At 55.3% G+C, this 15913-nt stretch carries 19 protein-coding genes and 5 pseudogenes; 18 read left to right on the top strand and 6 right to left on the bottom strand.

The genetic code is table 11. The features are described 5' to 3' along the window. Position 1 precedes the first annotated feature (1 nt). The 6 genes from msrA (O6D90_RS24915) (at position 2) to O6D90_RS24890 (ending at position 4052) form a co-directional block, all read left to right on the top strand. Positions 2-541 (top strand): peptide-methionine (S)-S-oxide reductase MsrA, encoded by a 540-nt coding sequence (gene msrA / locus O6D90_RS24915; RefSeq protein WP_004099036.1) that lies wholly within the window; start codon positions 2-4, stop codon positions 539-541. Positions 542-673: 132 nt separating this feature from the next. Further along, the gene (locus O6D90_RS24910; RefSeq protein ID WP_004099038.1) at positions 674-1378 is read left to right on the top strand and encodes a glutathione S-transferase N-terminal domain-containing protein; all 705 of its coding nucleotides are present in this window, start codon (positions 674-676) and stop codon (positions 1376-1378) included. Beyond that, complete coding sequence (locus O6D90_RS24905) at positions 1375-2343, top strand: magnesium and cobalt transport protein CorA (RefSeq protein WP_002118270.1); 969 nt, start codon at positions 1375-1377, stop codon at positions 2341-2343. The genes O6D90_RS24910 and O6D90_RS24905 overlap by 4 nt, the downstream gene beginning before the upstream one ends. Before the next feature lie 91 nt (positions 2344-2434). Continuing rightward, positions 2435-3007 carry a hypothetical protein gene (locus O6D90_RS24900; protein WP_004099040.1) on the top strand — a complete coding sequence of 191 codons (573 nt, stop codon included), beginning with the start codon at positions 2435-2437 and terminating at the stop codon, positions 3005-3007. An 87-nt stretch (positions 3008-3094) separates the two neighbouring features. Further along, complete coding sequence (locus tag O6D90_RS24895; RefSeq protein WP_004099042.1) at positions 3095-3544, top strand: hypothetical protein; 450 nt, start codon at positions 3095-3097, stop codon at positions 3542-3544. Between the two features lie 106 nt (positions 3545-3650). After that, positions 3651-4052: a RidA family protein gene (locus O6D90_RS24890; protein ID WP_004099044.1), complete on the top strand. Its 402-nt coding sequence runs from the start codon at positions 3651-3653 to the stop codon at positions 4050-4052. A gap of 30 nt (positions 4053-4082) precedes the next feature. Here the strand turns inward: O6D90_RS24890 and O6D90_RS24885 are convergent, their stop codons facing one another. After that, complete coding sequence (locus O6D90_RS24885; RefSeq protein WP_004099046.1) at positions 4083-4910, bottom strand: MFS transporter; 828 nt, start codon at positions 4908-4910, stop codon at positions 4083-4085. Between the two features lie 36 nt (positions 4911-4946). After that, positions 4947-5348: pseudogene (locus tag O6D90_RS24880) on the bottom strand (Tn3 family transposase); the annotation flags it as partial. Positions 5349-5411: 63 nt separating this feature from the next. Here O6D90_RS24880 and O6D90_RS24875 point away from each other — a divergent pair. The 9 genes from O6D90_RS24875 (at position 5412) to msrA (O6D90_RS24835) (ending at position 10623) form a co-directional block, all read left to right on the top strand. After that, positions 5412-6116 (top strand): IS6-like element IS26 family transposase, encoded by a 705-nt coding sequence (locus tag O6D90_RS24875; protein WP_001067855.1) that lies wholly within the window; start codon positions 5412-5414, stop codon positions 6114-6116. 39 nt (positions 6117-6155) lie between these two features. Further along, entirely contained in the window at positions 6156-7139 is a 984-nt protein-coding gene (locus O6D90_RS24870; RefSeq protein WP_270956608.1) for an IS110-like element IS4321 family transposase, read from the top strand. A gap of 373 nt (positions 7140-7512) precedes the next feature. Next, positions 7513-7779, top strand: a complete 267-nt coding sequence (locus tag O6D90_RS24865; protein ID WP_001567383.1) for a YdgH/BhsA/McbA-like domain containing protein — start codon at positions 7513-7515, stop codon at positions 7777-7779. Positions 7780-7875: 96 nt separating this feature from the next. Then, a complete protein-coding gene (locus O6D90_RS24860) occupies positions 7876-8433 on the top strand; it encodes a TetR/AcrR family transcriptional regulator (protein ID WP_001567382.1) in 558 nt (185 codons plus the stop codon). 212 nt (positions 8434-8645) lie between these two features. Beyond that, entirely contained in the window at positions 8646-8906 is a 261-nt protein-coding gene (locus O6D90_RS24855) for a DUF1471 domain-containing protein (RefSeq protein ID WP_001567381.1), read from the top strand. A gap of 30 nt (positions 8907-8936) precedes the next feature. Then, entirely contained in the window at positions 8937-9443 is a 507-nt protein-coding gene (locus O6D90_RS24850; protein ID WP_001567380.1) for a DUF417 family protein, read from the top strand. Between the two features lie 73 nt (positions 9444-9516). After that, positions 9517-9654 (top strand): hypothetical protein, encoded by a 138-nt coding sequence (locus tag O6D90_RS24845; protein ID WP_021243014.1) that lies wholly within the window; start codon positions 9517-9519, stop codon positions 9652-9654. A 23-nt stretch (positions 9655-9677) separates the two neighbouring features. After that, the gene (gene msrB, locus O6D90_RS24840; RefSeq protein WP_001567378.1) at positions 9678-10139 is read left to right on the top strand and encodes a peptide-methionine (R)-S-oxide reductase MsrB; all 462 of its coding nucleotides are present in this window, start codon (positions 9678-9680) and stop codon (positions 10137-10139) included. After that, a complete protein-coding gene (msrA, locus tag O6D90_RS24835; RefSeq protein WP_001567377.1) occupies positions 10129-10623 on the top strand; it encodes a peptide-methionine (S)-S-oxide reductase MsrA in 495 nt (164 codons plus the stop codon). Before msrB ends, msrA (O6D90_RS24835) begins: the two co-directional genes overlap by 11 nt. A 720-nt stretch (positions 10624-11343) precedes the next feature. On the opposite strand, the pseudogene O6D90_RS24830 reads toward msrA (O6D90_RS24835), so the two are convergent. Next, positions 11344-11871: pseudogene (locus O6D90_RS24830) on the bottom strand (IS110-like element IS5075 family transposase); the annotation flags it as partial. 65 nt (positions 11872-11936) lie between these two features. On the opposite strand from O6D90_RS24830, the gene O6D90_RS24825 reads away from it, so the two are divergent. Further along, positions 11937-12641 (top strand): IS6-like element IS26 family transposase, encoded by a 705-nt coding sequence (locus O6D90_RS24825; RefSeq protein WP_016162063.1) that lies wholly within the window; start codon positions 11937-11939, stop codon positions 12639-12641. A 53-nt stretch (positions 12642-12694) separates the two neighbouring features. Beyond that, positions 12695-13792, top strand: a pseudogene (tnpC, locus tag O6D90_RS24820) (IS66 family transposase); the annotation flags it as partial. A gap of 250 nt (positions 13793-14042) precedes the next feature. Here tnpC and O6D90_RS24815 read toward each other — a convergent pair. The 3 genes and pseudogenes from O6D90_RS24815 to O6D90_RS24805 all read right to left on the bottom strand — a co-directional run. Next, positions 14043-14606: a chlorite dismutase family protein gene (locus O6D90_RS24815; RefSeq protein ID WP_001097412.1), complete on the bottom strand. Its 564-nt coding sequence runs from the start codon at positions 14604-14606 to the stop codon at positions 14043-14045. A 23-nt stretch (positions 14607-14629) separates the two neighbouring features. Then, on the bottom strand, positions 14630-15004 hold the full coding sequence (locus tag O6D90_RS24810) for a cupin domain-containing protein (RefSeq protein WP_001348195.1): 375 nt from the start codon (positions 15002-15004) through the stop codon (positions 14630-14632). A 189-nt stretch (positions 15005-15193) separates the two neighbouring features. Further along, positions 15194-15630 (bottom strand): annotated as a pseudogene (locus O6D90_RS24805) (IS66 family transposase); the annotation flags it as partial. Between the two features lie 107 nt (positions 15631-15737). Between O6D90_RS24805 and O6D90_RS24800 the strand changes: the two are divergent. Next, a pseudogene (locus O6D90_RS24800) lies at positions 15738-15869 on the top strand (DNA polymerase V subunit UmuC); the annotation flags it as partial. Positions 15870-15913: the final 44 nt, after the last annotated feature.

The following is a 15913-nucleotide window of genomic DNA, read 5'->3' as shown; positions in this document are numbered from 1 at the left end:
CATGCATCAGCGCGCTGTTCTCGCAGGAGGATGTTTCTGGGGCATGCAGGATCTGATCCGCAAGCGGCCCGGCATCATCTCGACCCGTGTGGGTTACACGGGCGGCGATATTCCGAACGCCACGTATCGTAATCACGGCACGCATGCCGAGGGGATCGAGATTGTCTTCGACCCGACAGTGACGAGCTACCGGCACATCCTGGAATTCTTCTTCCAGATCCACGATCCGACGACGCTGAACCGCCAGGGCAATGATCGTGGGCTCTCCTACCGGTCGGGCATCTATTATGTCGACGAGGAGCAGAAGCGCGTCGCCGAGGATACGATCGCCGATGTGGATGCCTCGGGGCTGTGGGATGGCAAAGTGGTGACCGAGGTCCAGCCGGTCGGCGAGTTCTGGGAGGCCGAGCCCGATCACCAGGATTATCTGGAGAAGCGGCCGGGCGGCTACACCTGCCACTTCGTCCGTCCCGACTGGGTTCTTCCAAAGCGGCATGAGGCCGGCGATGTGAGCCCTGCGGCCGGGGCTGCAGCGGAATAGGCTTCGCTGCCGTTAGTGCCGCGCCGATCCGGTTCGCAACCTCCGACGACCGCGTCAATCGACGCGGTCGTCGAACCCGGCCTTGAAGCAGATCATTCCATTCAGCCGCCGTCGCAGTGCCAGGATCCAGATATGACAGACCTCTCCTCCTTTCCCATCACGCAGCGCTGGCCAGCATCTTATCCGGATCGCTTGCAACTATACGCGGCCCCCACGCCCAACGGCGTCAAGGTCTCGATGATGCTGGAGGAGACTGGCCTGCCGTATGAGCCCCACTTCGTCGACATCTCGAACAACGAGTCGAAGGATCCAGCGTTCGTGTCGTTGAATCCCAACGGCCGCATACCCGCGATCATCGATCCGGCTGGCCCTGACGGCCAGCCCATTGGCATATGGGAAACCGGTGCGATCCTCATCTATCTGGCCGACAAGACGGGGCAGCTCATCTCAACAACACCCGCCCAGCGGTACGAGACTCTGGCCTGGGTGTTCTTTCAGGTGTCGGGCGTTGGGCCGACCTTCGGACAGCTAGGCTTTTTCCTGCGATTTGCCGGCAAGGACTATGAGGACAAGCGACCTCGGCAGCGCTTTGTTGATGAATCCAGGCGTCTTCTCGGGGTCCTGGATCACCGGCTGGAGGGCCGCGAATGGATTGTCGATGATTACTCGATCGCGGACATTGCGACGTTTGGCTGGGTGAATGCGCTGGTCGAATTCTACGCAGCGGGCGACATCCTCGGCCTAAGCAGCTATTCGAACGTGCAGGCATGGCTCGAACGCGGGCTGGCGCGACCGGCTGTACAGCGTGGCCTGCGAATTCCTGCGAGGCCTGCATGACCATTATCGCCGCATATTATTACAACGAAGGTAAGCGAGTCCGTGAAATCAGGCTCGATGAGCACGTCGAACTAAACGAGAATCGCTCGGGCTTCTGCTGGATCGCGCTTAGCGAGCCCACCGCAGACGAACTCAGCGCGATCCAGACGACGTATAACCTCCATCCTTTGGCGATCGACAACGCCATGCACCCGCTGTGCCCGCCCAAGCTCGAGGTCTACAACGATGAGTTGTACGTCGTCGCCCAGACCGCCGAGCTGGTCGGCGACCGGATCAGCTACGGCAAGATGGCGATCTTCACCGGTCACAATCACCTTATCACCGTGCGGCACGGCAATGCCGGAGCGCTGGGCAAACTTCGGGAGCAACTCGAGGCATCGCCGACGCAGTTCGGCAAGGGTGTCGACTATGTGCTGCACGCGATCTTGCACCGAGTGGTCGACCAGTATCTGCCCATCTTCGAAATGATCGAGGACGACGTCCTGGCGATGGAGCGACGGTCGCTGCACGATTTCCTCGGGCCAGAAGAGGTGGCGCGAATCTTCGAACTAAGGTCCGAACTCACGCGGTTCCAGCGCACGCTCGGGGCTATGGCCGAGCTGGTGCGAAAGCTCGTTCGCGGCCACTTTCCCTGCATCAGCGCCGAAATGACACCATATTTCCACGACGTCGCGGACCATGTCCACCGCGTGCAGTCCATGGTCGACGGCCTCCTGCTTGTCCTGTCCACGGTCTTCGAGGCCAGCAGCCTTCTGGAAGCGCAAAGGATCGGTGTGGTCACTCGCCAGCTCGCGGCCTGGGCGGCGATCTTGACGGTCCCGACGGCGATCGCCGGAATATATGGCATGAACTTCAAGCACATGCCGGAACTGGACACGCCATATGGCTACTTCGTCGTGCTCGGAGTGATAGCGGTGTTCTGCCTTCTCCTGTTCATGCGCTTCAAGAAGGCCAAGTGGCTATGAGTAACGCACTTCGCGAGCTTCTCCGTCCGCCGAGTCACAGCGCGCTTTGTGCGCGAGCGTGTCCAATCCAGTTCAAGATGAAGGTGCTTCCATGACCTCCCAGGTGACCGACGTTCTAGAAGCAGTCCAGTCATTCATCGCCAAAGGCTATGACCGCGAATACCGCGTCAAGGACGGCAATCTCGTCGATCTCGAACTAGGGTCAACCCTCGATGCATGCAGCATTCGCGTCGATGCGGCGTTGCGCCTCGAGAGCGGGGACGACGGCGAAGATGCCTCCAACATCTACGCGATCACCGATCCGGCGACAGAGCATAAAGGCCTGTTGATCGACGCCTTCGACGTGTTCCACGAAATCTGCCCCCGCGACTTGTCCGAGCGCCTTGTGGCGCATCGGGAAACAGCACCGGCAGGTGACCAGGACGCGCCGAGCAAGCACGGACTACGGAAAGTCTACAAGAGCGAGTTTCACAGCGATCCCGAGCGTTACGTTCTGCGCGAGGGCTTTCCAGACTTCCCGCCATGCCCTTTCGGCCAATCCTTCAGCATCCTCGGCTTCGATACCGCCGAGCAGGAATATGTCTGGCTCGTCACGAGCATCATTCGAGATCCTCGGCTGATCAGGGTTCCATACCAGGGCGAAGACGTCATCAGCGACGAATAGCGGTGTCGCTTAGCCGGAAAGGCTGGCCTTCCTGGCCCACACATCTGCAGGCTGAACTTTAAGAACATCGAAAATTAGGAGGTGATTATGGACTGGAACAAGGACCACATACGAGAAACTATGCTCTTGCTGGAGACAGCAGCGTTGCACAGCGCTCGCGAAAACTACCTGGACTATGTCTCTACCGCTCGGCTCGATCGGAGCGAACCGATCGAAAACGACGAACTAGCTCAGGCCGAGGTCGCGAGCGACTTCGCTGAAGCGCTCGATGACACGCTCCATGACTACGCCAATAAACTCGAAAAGCTCAGGACGATCGATTTCGGCCCCAAGTTGGCCGTCAACGAAGGCGCTGTCGTCAAGCTGTCCGGCCGCCACTTTGTGATCGCGGTGTCAACGAGCAAGTTTACCTGTCAGGGGCGTGAGCTCATGGGCATTTCCACGATGGCGCCGATCTTCGAAGCGATCGAGGGTGCCCGAGCCGGGGAGACCGTGCAGTTCAACGGCCGGGACCTCACCGTAGAAGACGTGGAATAAAGCCCTCCACCGCAGCCGGCGCGCTAGTGCCGAACGCCCTGCATCTCTTTCTGCATGCATACGGTCACTTGCAGCCGCGTTGACCTGGCTCATCAAAGGCAAACTCATGACAACACCTTCATTCTTCATCACCCCCGGATACGGGACGCGCCTGCATGACGCGCTTCATTATTCTCAGGCAATGCGCATTGGTGACCGCGTGGAGATCTCCGGACAGGGCGGATGGAACGACGATCTCGTCATTCCGGAGTCGATTGAGGAAGAGATCGAGCAGGCGTTCAAGAACGTGGAACGGACGCTCGCGACCGCCGGAGCACGCTGGCCGCATGTGGTCCACGTCAATTCCTATCACGTCGGTGGATTCCCTCCCGTGATCAACGAAACAATGGCCAAGCTGTATCGCCACTACATGCCCGACCGCGCTCCAATCTGGACGCAGTTGGGAATCGAAGCGCTGGGGCTTCCAACCATGCGTATCGAAATTCGCGTAACAGCTATCATCGCCTGACCCCGCGGTTCGTGCAGGCGCCGTGCCGCGCTAATCCCGCACGCCCTGCGCCCGCTTCTCCATGCATATCATCGTATCGAGAGATCCGGTTATCATCGGCGTGCTCGGAGAACGGGGGGCCGCCTTGGCCTGGTTGGCGCGCCTCGGCTGCCTGCGGGCGATGGCCAGCACTGCCAGGAGCGTGAGCAACGCCGCCGCATAAAGGAACAGGCCGCCAGGGCCGACGATATTCATTGCAGCTGCTCCTATTAGGGGGCCAGCGGCTGTCCCGATCCCGTTGAGCAACAGAAGCCCGCGCGCGGTGCCGAGTAGCCGACCGGCCGGAAGATCGTCGTTTGCGACGGCGAGACACAACGAATAAATCGGGATGCCAAAGCCGCCGAACAGCGCACCTGCCGCAAGGAGCAGCGGCAGAGGCGCTTCCACCGCCAACGCTACGCCGATGGCAGACGCTGCGGACGCCAGCGCCGCACCGGCGATGACAAGATTCCGGGGCACTCGATCCGAAAGCCAACCGAGTGGCCAATGGAAGGCGAGCGTTCCACCAAGAACCGCAGCCATGAAGGCGGAGATACCGCCCACATCGAGGCCGATGCTCTGGGCGAAGTTCGCGCCCATGCCCCAGAAACCACCGATAGCCAGGCCGGCCAGGAAAGCGCCAGCCGCAGCGAGAGGTGATACGAGGACGAGGTCCCTGAACGCGACCCATTCCTGTTCCACCTGGGCCGGCGGATGACTGGGCAGCAAGGTGATCGGAACCACCGCCGCTGATATCAGCAGCGACACGATGAGGAACAATGTCACGTCGGCGGGCGGTGCGATGTTGAGTAACGCCTGCCCGATTGCCCATGAGCCCATAGAGGGGTCGGTTCCGGCTGAGGGCGAAATGACACCCTAAGCTTTCGGTTCCTTGGGCCAAAGATATTCGCCAGTCAGTAGAATGTGCGCCCAGCCCAATGGGGATATGTGGGGAAGAAATTCAGGGGGAACATCCAACCCTTCGTTCCGCCGCTCCGTGACGGCATGACCAAGATGGACGGTATTCCAGTAAATGATCACCGCAGTCAATAAATTGAGCCCAGCGATTCGGTAGTGCTGCCCCTCTGTCGTGCGATCGCGAATTTCCCCCTGCCTCCCGATACGGAGCGCATTTTTGAGCGCATGGTGGGCCTCTCCCTTGTTAAGACCGATCTGAGCACGCCGCTGCATGTCCGTATCCAGGATCCACTCAATAATGAAAAGGGTCCGTTCAATACGACCAACTTCACGAAGCGCAACTGCAAGGTTGTTTTGTCGGGCACTGTTGCAAATAGTCGGTGGTGATAAACTTATCATCCCCTTTTGCTGATGGAGCTGCACATGAACCCATTCAAAGGCCGGCATTTTCAGCGTGACATCATTCTGTGGGCCGTACGCTGGTACTGCAAATACGGCATCAGTTACCGTGAGCTGCAGGAGATGCTGGCTGAACGCGGAGTGAATGTCGATCACTCCACGATTTACCGCTGGGTTCAGCGTTATGCGCCTGAAATGGAAAAACGGCTGCGCTGGTACTGGCGTAACCCTTCCGATCTTTGCCCGTGGCACATGGATGAAACCTACGTGAAGGTCAATGGCCGCTGGGCGTATCTGTACCGGGCCGTCGACAGCCGGGGCCGCACTGTCGATTTTTATCTCTCCTCCCGTCGTAACAGCAAAGCTGCATACCGGTTTCTGGGTAAAATCCTCAACAACGTGAAGAAGTGGCAGATCCCGCGATTCATCAACACGGATAAAGCGCCCGCCTATGGTCGCGCGCTTGCTCTGCTCAAACGCGAAGGCCGGTGCCCGTCTGACGTTGAACACCGACAGATTAAGTACCGGAACAACGTGATTGAATGCGATCATGGCAAACTGAAACGGATAATCGGCGCCACGCTGGGATTTAAATCCATGAAGACGGCTTACGCCACCATCAAAGGTATTGAGGTGATGCGTGCACTACGCAAAGGCCAGGCCTCAGCATTTTATTATGGTGATCCCCTGGGCGAAATGCGCCTGGTAAGCAGAGTTTTTGAAATGTAAGGCCTTTGAATAAGACAAAAGGCTGCCTCATCGCTAACTTTGCAACAGTGCCGTAAAAACTCTTTCCATATTCATTGCCAGGATCGTCGCGGGAAGGCTGTTTACCGTAAAAAATTTACCCGGCCAAAGTTGATCGAATTTTTGGCGACATGCCCCGCTACAACCATCGCAATGGAAGCCTGTGGCGGTTCTCACTTTATGGCACGCAAGTTGGAAGGGTTGGGGCATTCCCCAAAGCTGATATCACCACAATTTGTCCGCCCGTTCGTTAAAAGCAATAAAAACGACTTTGTCGACGCCGAAGCTATTTGTGAAGCTGCATCGCGTCCGTCTATGCGTTTTGTGCAGCCCAGAACGGAATCTCAGCAGGCAATGCGGGCTCTGCATCGTGTCCGTGAATCCCTGGTTCAGGATAAGGTAAAAACAACCAATCAAATGCATGCTTTTCTGCTGGAATTTGGCATTAGCGTTCCCCGAGGAGCTGCCGTTATTAGCCGACTGAGTACCATTCTTGAGGATAATAGTTTGCCTCTTTACCTCAGCCAGTTATTGCTGAAATTACAACAGCATTATCACTATCTTGTTGAGCAGATTAAAGATTTGGAATCCCAGTTGAAACGAAAGTTGGACGAAGATGAGGTTGGACAGCGCTTGCTGAGCATTCCCTGCGTCGGAACACTGACAGCGAGTACTATTTCAACTGAGATTGGCGACGGGAAGCAGTACGCCAGCAGCCGTGACTTTGCGGCGGCAACAGGGCTTGTACCTCGGCAGTACAGCACGGGAGGTAGGACGACATTGCTGGGAATTAGTAAGCGAGGTAATAAAAAGATCCGAACTTTGTTGGTTCAATGTGCCAGGGTATTCATACAAAAACTGGAACACCAGTCTGGCAAATTGGCCGATTGGGTCAGGGATTTACTGTGCCGGAAAAGCAACTTTGTCGTCACTTGTGCTCTGGCAAACAAGCTGGCCAGAATAGCCTGGGCCCTAACGGCACGACAGCAAACTTATGTAGCATAACGGCAGAAATACACCGGTTTAAAGAATTACTGATCTGGTTTTGCGAATACTGATATTGATGATACTAACGGCCCACCGGCCTGTTGAGGAACCTGTAAAACGGGAAGGCTCATTGAAGCCGTATATTTTCTGGAGGTTCATCAGGCGCGGAACTCATCAAGGCGCGGGAATAAAATCCCATTCAGACGCCGGATAGATTCAAGCAAGCCAACTTGTCGTCAAAATCGGTGTTGCAAAAACGGGAGTGACCATAGATTCGTTTTCCAAGCGGACCCCAATTAACACTTGCCAACCTATCTACTGGTTGGTATATTTGATTTTAACAACACGACACACAAACAAAAACACACAACAGAACATCAGGAGCGTCATCATGAAAAACATCATCAAAACCACCCTTGCCATCATCGCCCTGTCCGCCAGCGCACTGAGCTATGCCGCCAGCCCGCAAATGGTTTCCCGCAGCGAAGCAGCATCGCTGCAAAAAATTGGGGTGGTCTCTTCCGGTGGCTTCACCACCCTGGATGACCTGGTGGCCTCACTGGATATGAAAGCCGCTGATGCCGGGGCCACACACTACCGCATCACCAGTGCCACCGGTATGAATAAACTTTCCGGTACCGCTGTCCTGTATCGTTGAATACCCGTTACCCTCGCAACTGCGCCCGGAACCCTTCTGGTTTCCGGGCGCAGTTGTGTCTGAATAACAGGCACCCGCAGGTGCCAGGAGAACATTATGTCCACCCATGACAGTCTGATTGAACTGACTGATACCCTTATCCAGCAGAACGGCTACCAGGGCTTCAGCTATGCTGATCTCGCTGACGGTCTGGGAATACGGAAGGCCAGTATCCATTACCATTTTCAGACCAAAACCGACCTCGGGCTTGCCTATTGTGAATACAAGGAGGCCAGCCTGCTGAAACTGGAAGCTGCCCTGTTACAGCTGCCACCGGGTAAAGCCCGTCTGCAGGGTTATATGGACGCATTTCTCAAATGCGCCGACAGCGGCCAGATGTGTGGCATTCACGCCATGCTGTCCGACAGCGCCCTGTTTGAAGAACCTCTTCAGAAAGCCACCTCACGACTGGCACAAACCGACCTGCGCATCCTGACCAGTGTGCTGGTTTCGGGTCGTGAAAGCGGTGAACTGGCTTTTACTGCTGAGCCGGCTGACGTGGCCATTATCATCGGCAGCGCCATTAAAGGGGCCCTGATGCTCAATCGGATCCCTCCTCATGATGCCTGTTCCCGCACCATGAGCGCGCTTATTCAGCTACTCTCCCGCCCGTAAAGCCACGCCTGTGGCTGCCCCGGTTTAACCGGGGCAGCCAGCACTCAAAAAAATCACCGCTGACAACGCCTGTATTCCGGGGGCCTCAGAAGACATTAAGACTTTCCTTGCGTTTAATTTCCAGTTACCCCTTGCCAATCTATCTACTGGTAGGTAGAATAAATATTAACAACACGACAACACAATAAAACAGACATGCAGGGGGCATCATCATGAAAGCACTTATCAACGACGTTATCGCTGTCTTCACCCGTAAAGCCCATGGACCGGTCATCATCAAATCCGATCTTACTGAGGAAGAAAAAGCAGCTCTGGTACCGGTCCGTACACTCTCTGTTGGCTGGGTGTCTTCCGTGGATGAGCTGGAGCGGGAGGTTATCCGCGAAGCCCTTGAACATGGCGCTGCCGCTTATCTGATTTCTGAGCTTGAGCAGGCCCGTTTCGTTCATGCCCGCGCCACGCTGTTTGCATAAACACAAAACGAAAATAAAAGGACACACACCATGAAAAATAACGTCGAGACACAACTGCGCCGGTTACTTCGTAAAACGTCAGGCCTGGACATTATGGTTCTGCGGCTGTCAGTGATTTTCATCTTCGCCCTGTTTGGCACCTACAAATGGTTTGCCTTCGAGGCCAATGCCCTTCACCACCTGCTGCCAGGCACCTGGCTCGGTGCGCTGTATCCGGCTCTCGGCGTTCAGGGGCTCAGCTACGCACTCGGCGTGGTGGAAAATATCACCCTTCTGGCCCTGATTGCCGGATTTTTCCGGCCGGCAGTGGGTGCAGCAGGCGCCCTGATGGTGGCAGGCACCGGCATCGTCACCCTGAGCCTTCTGCCGCAGCTGGGTCGCATTGACAGCTTCATTATCAAGGATGTTCTTCTGATTGGGGCTGGACTGGTGCTGTTGCGTCATGACCTGCGACGGACACTGATTAACCGGAGGGCGAAGCAACTCAGCGCCGTGCACAAACCCCGCTCGTCTGACGCATTGTCAGCCATGGGGTGACCCTGAATTACGCAGCAGCCTGATATTTCTGGCCAGCAAATATGACACCACTCCCGGGTTCATGGTGAGAGGCATGGAAGCCGCCTTTCGGGCGGGGATCACTCCCCGCTACTTTTTAGAGCGCTACCTGGAAAATAAGTCGCTCCCCGCCAACCCGGACTTTGAAAAACACTATCTGGATCTTATTCATGAGCAGGACCCGTCCCGGTGAGTGAGATTTGTCAGGAGAGCGATATGAACAAACCGTATAAAAAAGACCCACAGACCATTCAGGCACTGACGGAACTGCAGTTCAGCGTCACCCAGAAAAGCGCCACTGAGCGCCCGTTTACCGGAGAATATGACGACCACTTTGAGGACGGACTGTACGTGGATATCGTCTCCGGTGAGCCACTGTTCTCGTCGAAGGACAAATTTGATTCGGGCTGTGGCTGGCCGGCATTCAGCAAACCAGTGGAAAACAACGTCCGCAACCTGAGCGACCTCAGTCACGGCATGGTGCGTACTGAAGTGCGTTCCCATCACGGTGACAGCCATCTGGGACACGTCTTCCCTGACGGGCCACAGGATACCGGTGGATTACGTTACTGCATTAACTCGGCTTCACTGCGTTTTATCCCGAAAGGCGCTCTGGAAACAGAAGGATACGGTGAATTTCTTCCCCTGTTTGAGAAAGGAGATAAGCATGAAAACTGATGTGGCAATCCTTGCCGGTGGTTGTTTCTGGGGTGTCCAGGAGCTGATCCGCAAACTCAATGGCGTGGTCAGCACCGAAGTGGGCTATACCGGCGGACGTAATGATAACCCGACATACCAGCACCACCCAGGACATGCGGAGGCGGTGAAGGTGGTGTATTCCCCGGATAAACTGAGCTACCGAAAACTACTGGAATATTTCTTTAGTATTCACAACCCTACAACAATACTTCGTCAGGGTAATGACGTCGGCTCAAGCTACCGCTCAGCCATCTTTTTCACCACAGAGGAGCAAAAGCAGCAGGCAAACCAGCTTATCCGTGAAATAGATGATTCAGGAGTCTGGCCCGGAGTCGTGGTGACAGAAGTAGAGCAGGCCGGTGAGTTCTGGTCTGCAGAGCCAGAGCATCAGGATTACCTGCAGCATAATCCCAACGGCTATACCTGCCATTTTGAACGACCTGACTGGACGCTTCCGGGATAAGTCACCGTCGCAGACTCGCAGCATTCAGCCCCGCCCATGTGCGGGGCTTTTTTGTTCATATGCAGAAACGAGAATGGGATCACAAACAAATTTCTTTAGTCCATTTCTTGCATACAAAACAATCAACATCCTGATTTTAAGGGGCATATTAGAAAAAAGATGAGGATGATTAGGGTCAAAGGGACAAAGGGACAATGTTTAGAATTATGCTGACCGTTATCGCAGGATCGTTATTTTACGGACTCTCGGCCAGTCTGTGTTTTGCCGGGCTTTTTCGCATACACGCCCCCAGTGCCTGCACAGCCTTCTGTCTGACTTATAACCCAACAGCCGGCTATGTCATGCTGGTTACCGGTATGACACTGTTTATCGTATTTTTGCTCAGCCTTTTCCGGACAACAAAAGCCCCTATTTAACATAAAGGCTTCATTGTACGCACCGCTAGGGGTCGTCTCAGAAAACGAATCTATGGTCACTCCCGTTTTTGCAACACCGATTTTGACGACAAGTTGGCTTGCTTGAATCTATCCGGCGTCTGAATGGGATTTTATTCCCGCGCCTCGATGAGTTCCGCGCCTGATGAACCTCCAGAAAATATACGGCTTCAATGAGCCTTTCCGTTTTACAGGTTCCTCAACAGGCCGGTGGGCCGTTAGTATCATCAATATCAGTATTCGCAAAACCAGATGAATGATTGTTTAAACTGGTGTATTTCTGCCTTTATGCTTCGTAAGTTTGCTGTCGCGCCGTCAGTGCCCAGGCTATTCTGGCCAGCTTGTTTGCCAGAGCACAGGTGACGACAAAGTTGCTTTTCCGACACAACAACTCCCTGACCCAGTCGGCCAACTTGCCAGACTGGTGTTCCAGTTTTTGTATGAATACCCTGGCACACTGAACCAACAAAGTTCGGATCTTTTTGTTGCCCCGCTTGCTAATCCCTAACAATGTCGTCCGACCTCCCGTGCTGTACTGTCGGGGTACCAGCCCTGTTGCCGCCGCAAAGTCACGGCTGCTGGCGTACTGCTTCCCGTCGCCAATCTCAGTTGAAATAGTACTGGCAGTCAGCGTTCCAACGCAGGGAATACTCAGCAAGCGCTGTCCAACCTCATCTTCGTCCAACTTTCGTTTCAACTGAGATTCCAGATCTTTAATCTGCTCAACAAGATAGTGATAATGCTGTTGTAATTTCAGCAGTAACTGGCTGAGATAAAGAGGCAAACTACTGTCCTCAAGAAGGGTACTCAGTCGACGGCACTGTTGCAAATAGTCGGTGGTGATAAACTTATCATCCCCTTTTGCTGATGGAGCTGCACATGAACCCATTCAAAGGCCGGCATTTTCAGCGTGACATCATTCTGTGGGCCGTACGCTGGTACTGCAAATACGGCATCAGTTACCGTGAGCTGCAGGAGATGCTGGCTGAACGCGGAGTGAATGTCGATCACTCCACGATTTACCGCTGGGTTCAGCGTTATGCGCCTGAAATGGAAAAACGGCTGCGCTGGTACTGGCGTAACCCTTCCGATCTTTGCCCGTGGCACATGGATGAAACCTACGTGAAGGTCAATGGCCGCTGGGCGTATCTGTACCGGGCCGTCGACAGCCGGGGCCGCACTGTCGATTTTTATCTCTCCTCCCGTCGTAACAGCAAAGCTGCATACCGGTTTCTGGGTAAAATCCTCAACAACGTGAAGAAGTGGCAGATCCCGCGATTCATCAACACGGATAAAGCGCCCGCCTATGGTCCCGCGCTTGCTCTGCTCAAACGCGAAGGCCGGTGCCCGTCTGACGTTGAACACCGACAGATTAAGTACCGGAACAACGTGATTGAATGCGATCATGGCAAACTGAAACGGATAATCGGCGCCACGCTGGGATTTAAATCCATGAAGACGGCTTACGCCACCATCAAAGGTATTGAGGTGATGCGTGCACTACGCAAAGGCCAGGCCTCAGCATTTTATTATGGTGATCCCCTGGGCGAAATGCGCCTGGTAAGCAGAGTTTTTGAAATGTAAGGCCTTTGAATAAGACAAAAGGCTGCCTCATCGCTAACTTTGCAACAGTGCCCACCGTTGAACGTCACATCCGGGGCAAATGGGCCTGCGACAGCTGCGAGACGTTGATCCAGGCACCGGTGCCACCGCAGGTGATCGACAAAGGCATCCCCACCGCTGGCCTGCTGGCCCAGGTGCTGGTGGCCAAGTATGCCGACCATCTGCCGCTGTACCGTCAGGAACGCATGTTCGGCCGTGCCGGCCTGGAAATCCCGCGCTCCACCCTGGCCGAATGGGTGGGTGCCTGTGGTGTGCAGTTGCAGCCGCTGGTGGATGCGTTGAGAAATACTCTGCTGGAACACAGTGTTCTGCATGCCGATGAAACCCCGGTCAGCATGCTGGCCCCGGGCAAGAAGAAAACCCACAAGGCCTACGTCTGGGCCTACTGCACCACACCGTTTGCCGACCTGAAGGCAGCTATTTACGACTTCGCACCCAGCCGTGCAGGCGAACACGCCCGAACCTTCCTGGGTGACTGGCGGGGCAAGCTGGTCTGTGATGATTACGCTGGCTACAAGGCCGGGTTCGGCAACGGCATTACCGAAATCGGCTGTATGGCCCACGCCCGGCGCAAGTTCTATGACCTGCACGAGGCCAACAAGAGCGAATTGGCGGCCAAGGCCTTGGAATACATCGGTGGACTCTACGAGATCGAGCGGGAAACCAAAGATCTGCCACCGGATATGCGGCGGGAAATCCGGCAAACCAAAGCCAAACCCCTTGCCGATGCGCTGCATCAGTGGATGCTGGCCCATCGCCAGAAAGTGCCGGATGGCTCCGGCACGGCCAAAGCCCTGGATTACAGCCTCAAACGTTGGGAAGCGCTGACGCGCTACCTGGACGATGGCGCTGTGCCCATCGACAACAACTGGGTGGAAAACCAGATCCGACCCTGGGCGCTGGGGCGCAGCAATTGGCTGTTTGCGGGTTCACTGCGCAGTGGTCAACGTGCGGCTGCGGTCATGACCCTAATACAGTCAGCGAAGCTGAATCGGCATGATCCCTATGCCTACCTGAAGGATGTGCTGACTCGCCTGCCGACACAGAAGAACAACGCCATCGACGAGCTATTGCCCCACAACTGGAAACCGGCCATACCTAACAAGGTGTAGGCCGGACGTGTATGGAGAGCCTTCTTCGAAAGCTGGACAAGGTGCCAACTCTAGACGGCAGGATATGCCCTGGGAGATCGATGAGAGAAAGAGGAGGCCATAAGTAGAAAATTTCCCAAGCGACTGGTGGCTCGCTAGGCATACGTGTCGTGTTACTCCTAAGTTATTAGACACACTAGATTTTCCGGGCTTTGCTGGGCTGCGGGTGTCGCAGGTGTATGCCGCACGGAGATCGCAGTTAAACCTGATACTAGGCCGGCTCATGCACTAGCCGGATGTCGATTTCTCTGTCGACATACTTCCACTCCACCGAGGCCCGGAGTTCGGCCAAAAGCCTGTTAAAGCCCGGCTCATCAGACGGGGAATATTCGAACCACGTCAAGAAGTCGAAGGGTTCGCTCTCGCCCAGGTCCCGACAATGGTGGAGACGACGGGCCACAGCAGGGAGATATTGGAGCCCAATGTGAATGTGACGGGACTGCTCCTCAAAAATCTTCCGGCGTTCGTCTTGAGCCAGTCCCCACCATGAGGGGTTTTTCCGGATAGGGATCAGGGCGGCACAGGTGGCCTCTGCTCGACCCAAACTTGGCTGCTTCGCCACGAGACGATCCTTCTCTTCACGCACGACATAACGCTCGTTACTCGTTATCCCGCGAAGAAGCCATTTGGTGCCCAAAGGCTGCGGCGAAACAGAGCCAGCGGCTACGTCGAGCCGGGGGATTCCAGGGAGAGGGGCTCCCGCCACGGCATCCATCCGAACAACGCGCCAAACACCCGTTTCTCCACCAGCGAACGTAAATAATCGTGTATTCATCAGTTTCCTCTCAGGCCTTTCGCCTATTTCTCAGCCAACGCAAAACCGGCATTGCCCGGCGCAACCACTGAAACAAATATAAAAGGTTCGGGGCCAGAGTTCATTGCACCATGTACCTGCCCAGGTTTTGCGATCGCAATATCTCCAGCTTTAAGATGAGTGACTATGCCGTTACCTTGATGATATTCGGCTTCACCTGAGATAACCGTCCAAGTATCTTGGCCGTGAGGATGTACATGGGAAGCTATTTCCTGCCCAGGGTGGGCGTGCCAAACAACGACGACAGAGTCATTGGTTTCCAGAACAACCGAACGAATCGGTTCGCCGTTAGACGGACGAACATATTCATCCACCGAAAAAATCCGCGATTCAGTTTCTGCTCTCATGTTCACACCCATTTAAAACTGATTGGACACGTACTCTAAACGCAACTGCGCCTGGACAGCACATGAAGATATGTACCTAAGCGCCCTTCGGGAAAACTATGCTCTGGCGCACAGAGACCGTCAATACTCCGTCGTGGGTAGGCATGACATAACGGGAGGAGACGGGCGACGCTTTGGTCATATGTACATGAGAAGGTGGCTCGCCCGCTCGGCAGGGTTGTTGTCGATGGGCAGGTGTCCCCCTTTCGATGTAGCGGATCAGCTTTAACCAGTTGCTCGCAAGGCAATTGATTGCTTGCCCAAGGCACTTTGACGACGTGACCTGGGGAGGGGTTTTGTCCAGCCTAGCTTTCAGTTGCTCCAGGAAAGCCTGGCTTTGCGACTGGCGCGTCTGGTATCGCTGGGCATCGCCCGCCTCTTCCATGTCGCGCTCGATGCCGTAGAGCTTGTTGATAAGAGTCAGTGCCATCTCCGCTCGGCCGATCTTGCCCTTGGATTGAGTTTTCTGATGAACTTGCGCCGCGCATGCCCAGCAACCTATACGCTCGACGCCTTTCTGCCTCCAGGAGGCGCTGCGGCACCTCCTGGGTACGGCTAGCGGTGTAATTGAACAGGATGACCGGAAGATTTGGTGGGCCACCGCGATCTCCTCAGTAGCTATAGCCAAACAGGTTGGGTATGAGAAGTTCAAGGGGGGGCGAGCAAAGCCCCCGTTCCAATTGATTCTCTATTCCACACAAATGGCGATATAAGCCGGCGGGTGATGACGACCCTGGAAGCTCTGGCATCGAGAGTGGATGTCTACTCCATCGACGAGGCGTTTCTGGATCTGACCGGAATCGACCGGGTGGTAAGCTTCGAGCCTTTTGGTCGGCAGGCGATTTGGCTCAAGGTGGAATCACCGGACGGTTACGATACAAC

Origin of the sequence: Citrobacter sp. 21OH12SH02A-Citro (assembly GCF_027919895.1) — a bacterium.
Taxonomy (GTDB): domain Bacteria; phylum Pseudomonadota; class Gammaproteobacteria; order Enterobacterales; family Enterobacteriaceae; genus Citrobacter; species Citrobacter braakii.
The sequence above is the reverse complement of the archived record's forward strand: the minus strand, read 5'-3'. Positions and strand labels throughout refer to the sequence as shown.

What these genes read in the sequence shown, in the direction of transcription:
- msrA (WP_004099036.1), top strand. Translation starts at nt 2, where the DNA reads ATGCATCAGCGCGCTGTTCTCGCAGGAGGATGTTTCTGGGGCATGCAG.
- O6D90_RS24910 (WP_004099038.1), top strand. Translation starts at nt 674, where the DNA reads ATGACAGACCTCTCCTCCTTTCCCATCACGCAGCGCTGGCCAGCATCT.
- O6D90_RS24905 (WP_002118270.1), top strand. Translation starts at nt 1,375, where the DNA reads ATGACCATTATCGCCGCATATTATTACAACGAAGGTAAGCGAGTCCGT.
- O6D90_RS24900 (WP_004099040.1), top strand. Translation starts at nt 2,435, where the DNA reads ATGACCTCCCAGGTGACCGACGTTCTAGAAGCAGTCCAGTCATTCATC.
- O6D90_RS24895 (WP_004099042.1), top strand. Translation starts at nt 3,095, where the DNA reads ATGGACTGGAACAAGGACCACATACGAGAAACTATGCTCTTGCTGGAG.
- O6D90_RS24890 (WP_004099044.1), top strand. Translation starts at nt 3,651, where the DNA reads ATGACAACACCTTCATTCTTCATCACCCCCGGATACGGGACGCGCCTG.
- O6D90_RS24885 (WP_004099046.1), bottom strand. Translation starts at nt 4,910, where the DNA reads ATGGGCTCATGGGCAATCGGGCAGGCGTTACTCAACATCGCACCGCCC.
- O6D90_RS24875 (WP_001067855.1), top strand. Translation starts at nt 5,412, where the DNA reads ATGAACCCATTCAAAGGCCGGCATTTTCAGCGTGACATCATTCTGTGG.
- O6D90_RS24865 (WP_001567383.1), top strand. Translation starts at nt 7,513, where the DNA reads ATGAAAAACATCATCAAAACCACCCTTGCCATCATCGCCCTGTCCGCC.
- O6D90_RS24860 (WP_001567382.1), top strand. Translation starts at nt 7,876, where the DNA reads ATGTCCACCCATGACAGTCTGATTGAACTGACTGATACCCTTATCCAG.
- O6D90_RS24855 (WP_001567381.1), top strand. Translation starts at nt 8,646, where the DNA reads ATGAAAGCACTTATCAACGACGTTATCGCTGTCTTCACCCGTAAAGCC.
- O6D90_RS24850 (WP_001567380.1), top strand. Translation starts at nt 8,937, where the DNA reads ATGAAAAATAACGTCGAGACACAACTGCGCCGGTTACTTCGTAAAACG.
- O6D90_RS24845 (WP_021243014.1), top strand. Translation starts at nt 9,517, where the DNA reads ATGGAAGCCGCCTTTCGGGCGGGGATCACTCCCCGCTACTTTTTAGAG.
- msrB (WP_001567378.1), top strand. Translation starts at nt 9,678, where the DNA reads ATGAACAAACCGTATAAAAAAGACCCACAGACCATTCAGGCACTGACG.
- msrA (WP_001567377.1), top strand. Translation starts at nt 10,129, where the DNA reads ATGAAAACTGATGTGGCAATCCTTGCCGGTGGTTGTTTCTGGGGTGTC.
- O6D90_RS24825 (WP_016162063.1), top strand. Translation starts at nt 11,937, where the DNA reads ATGAACCCATTCAAAGGCCGGCATTTTCAGCGTGACATCATTCTGTGG.
- O6D90_RS24815 (WP_001097412.1), bottom strand. Translation starts at nt 14,606, where the DNA reads ATGAATACACGATTATTTACGTTCGCTGGTGGAGAAACGGGTGTTTGG.
- O6D90_RS24810 (WP_001348195.1), bottom strand. Translation starts at nt 15,004, where the DNA reads ATGGGTGTGAACATGAGAGCAGAAACTGAATCGCGGATTTTTTCGGTG.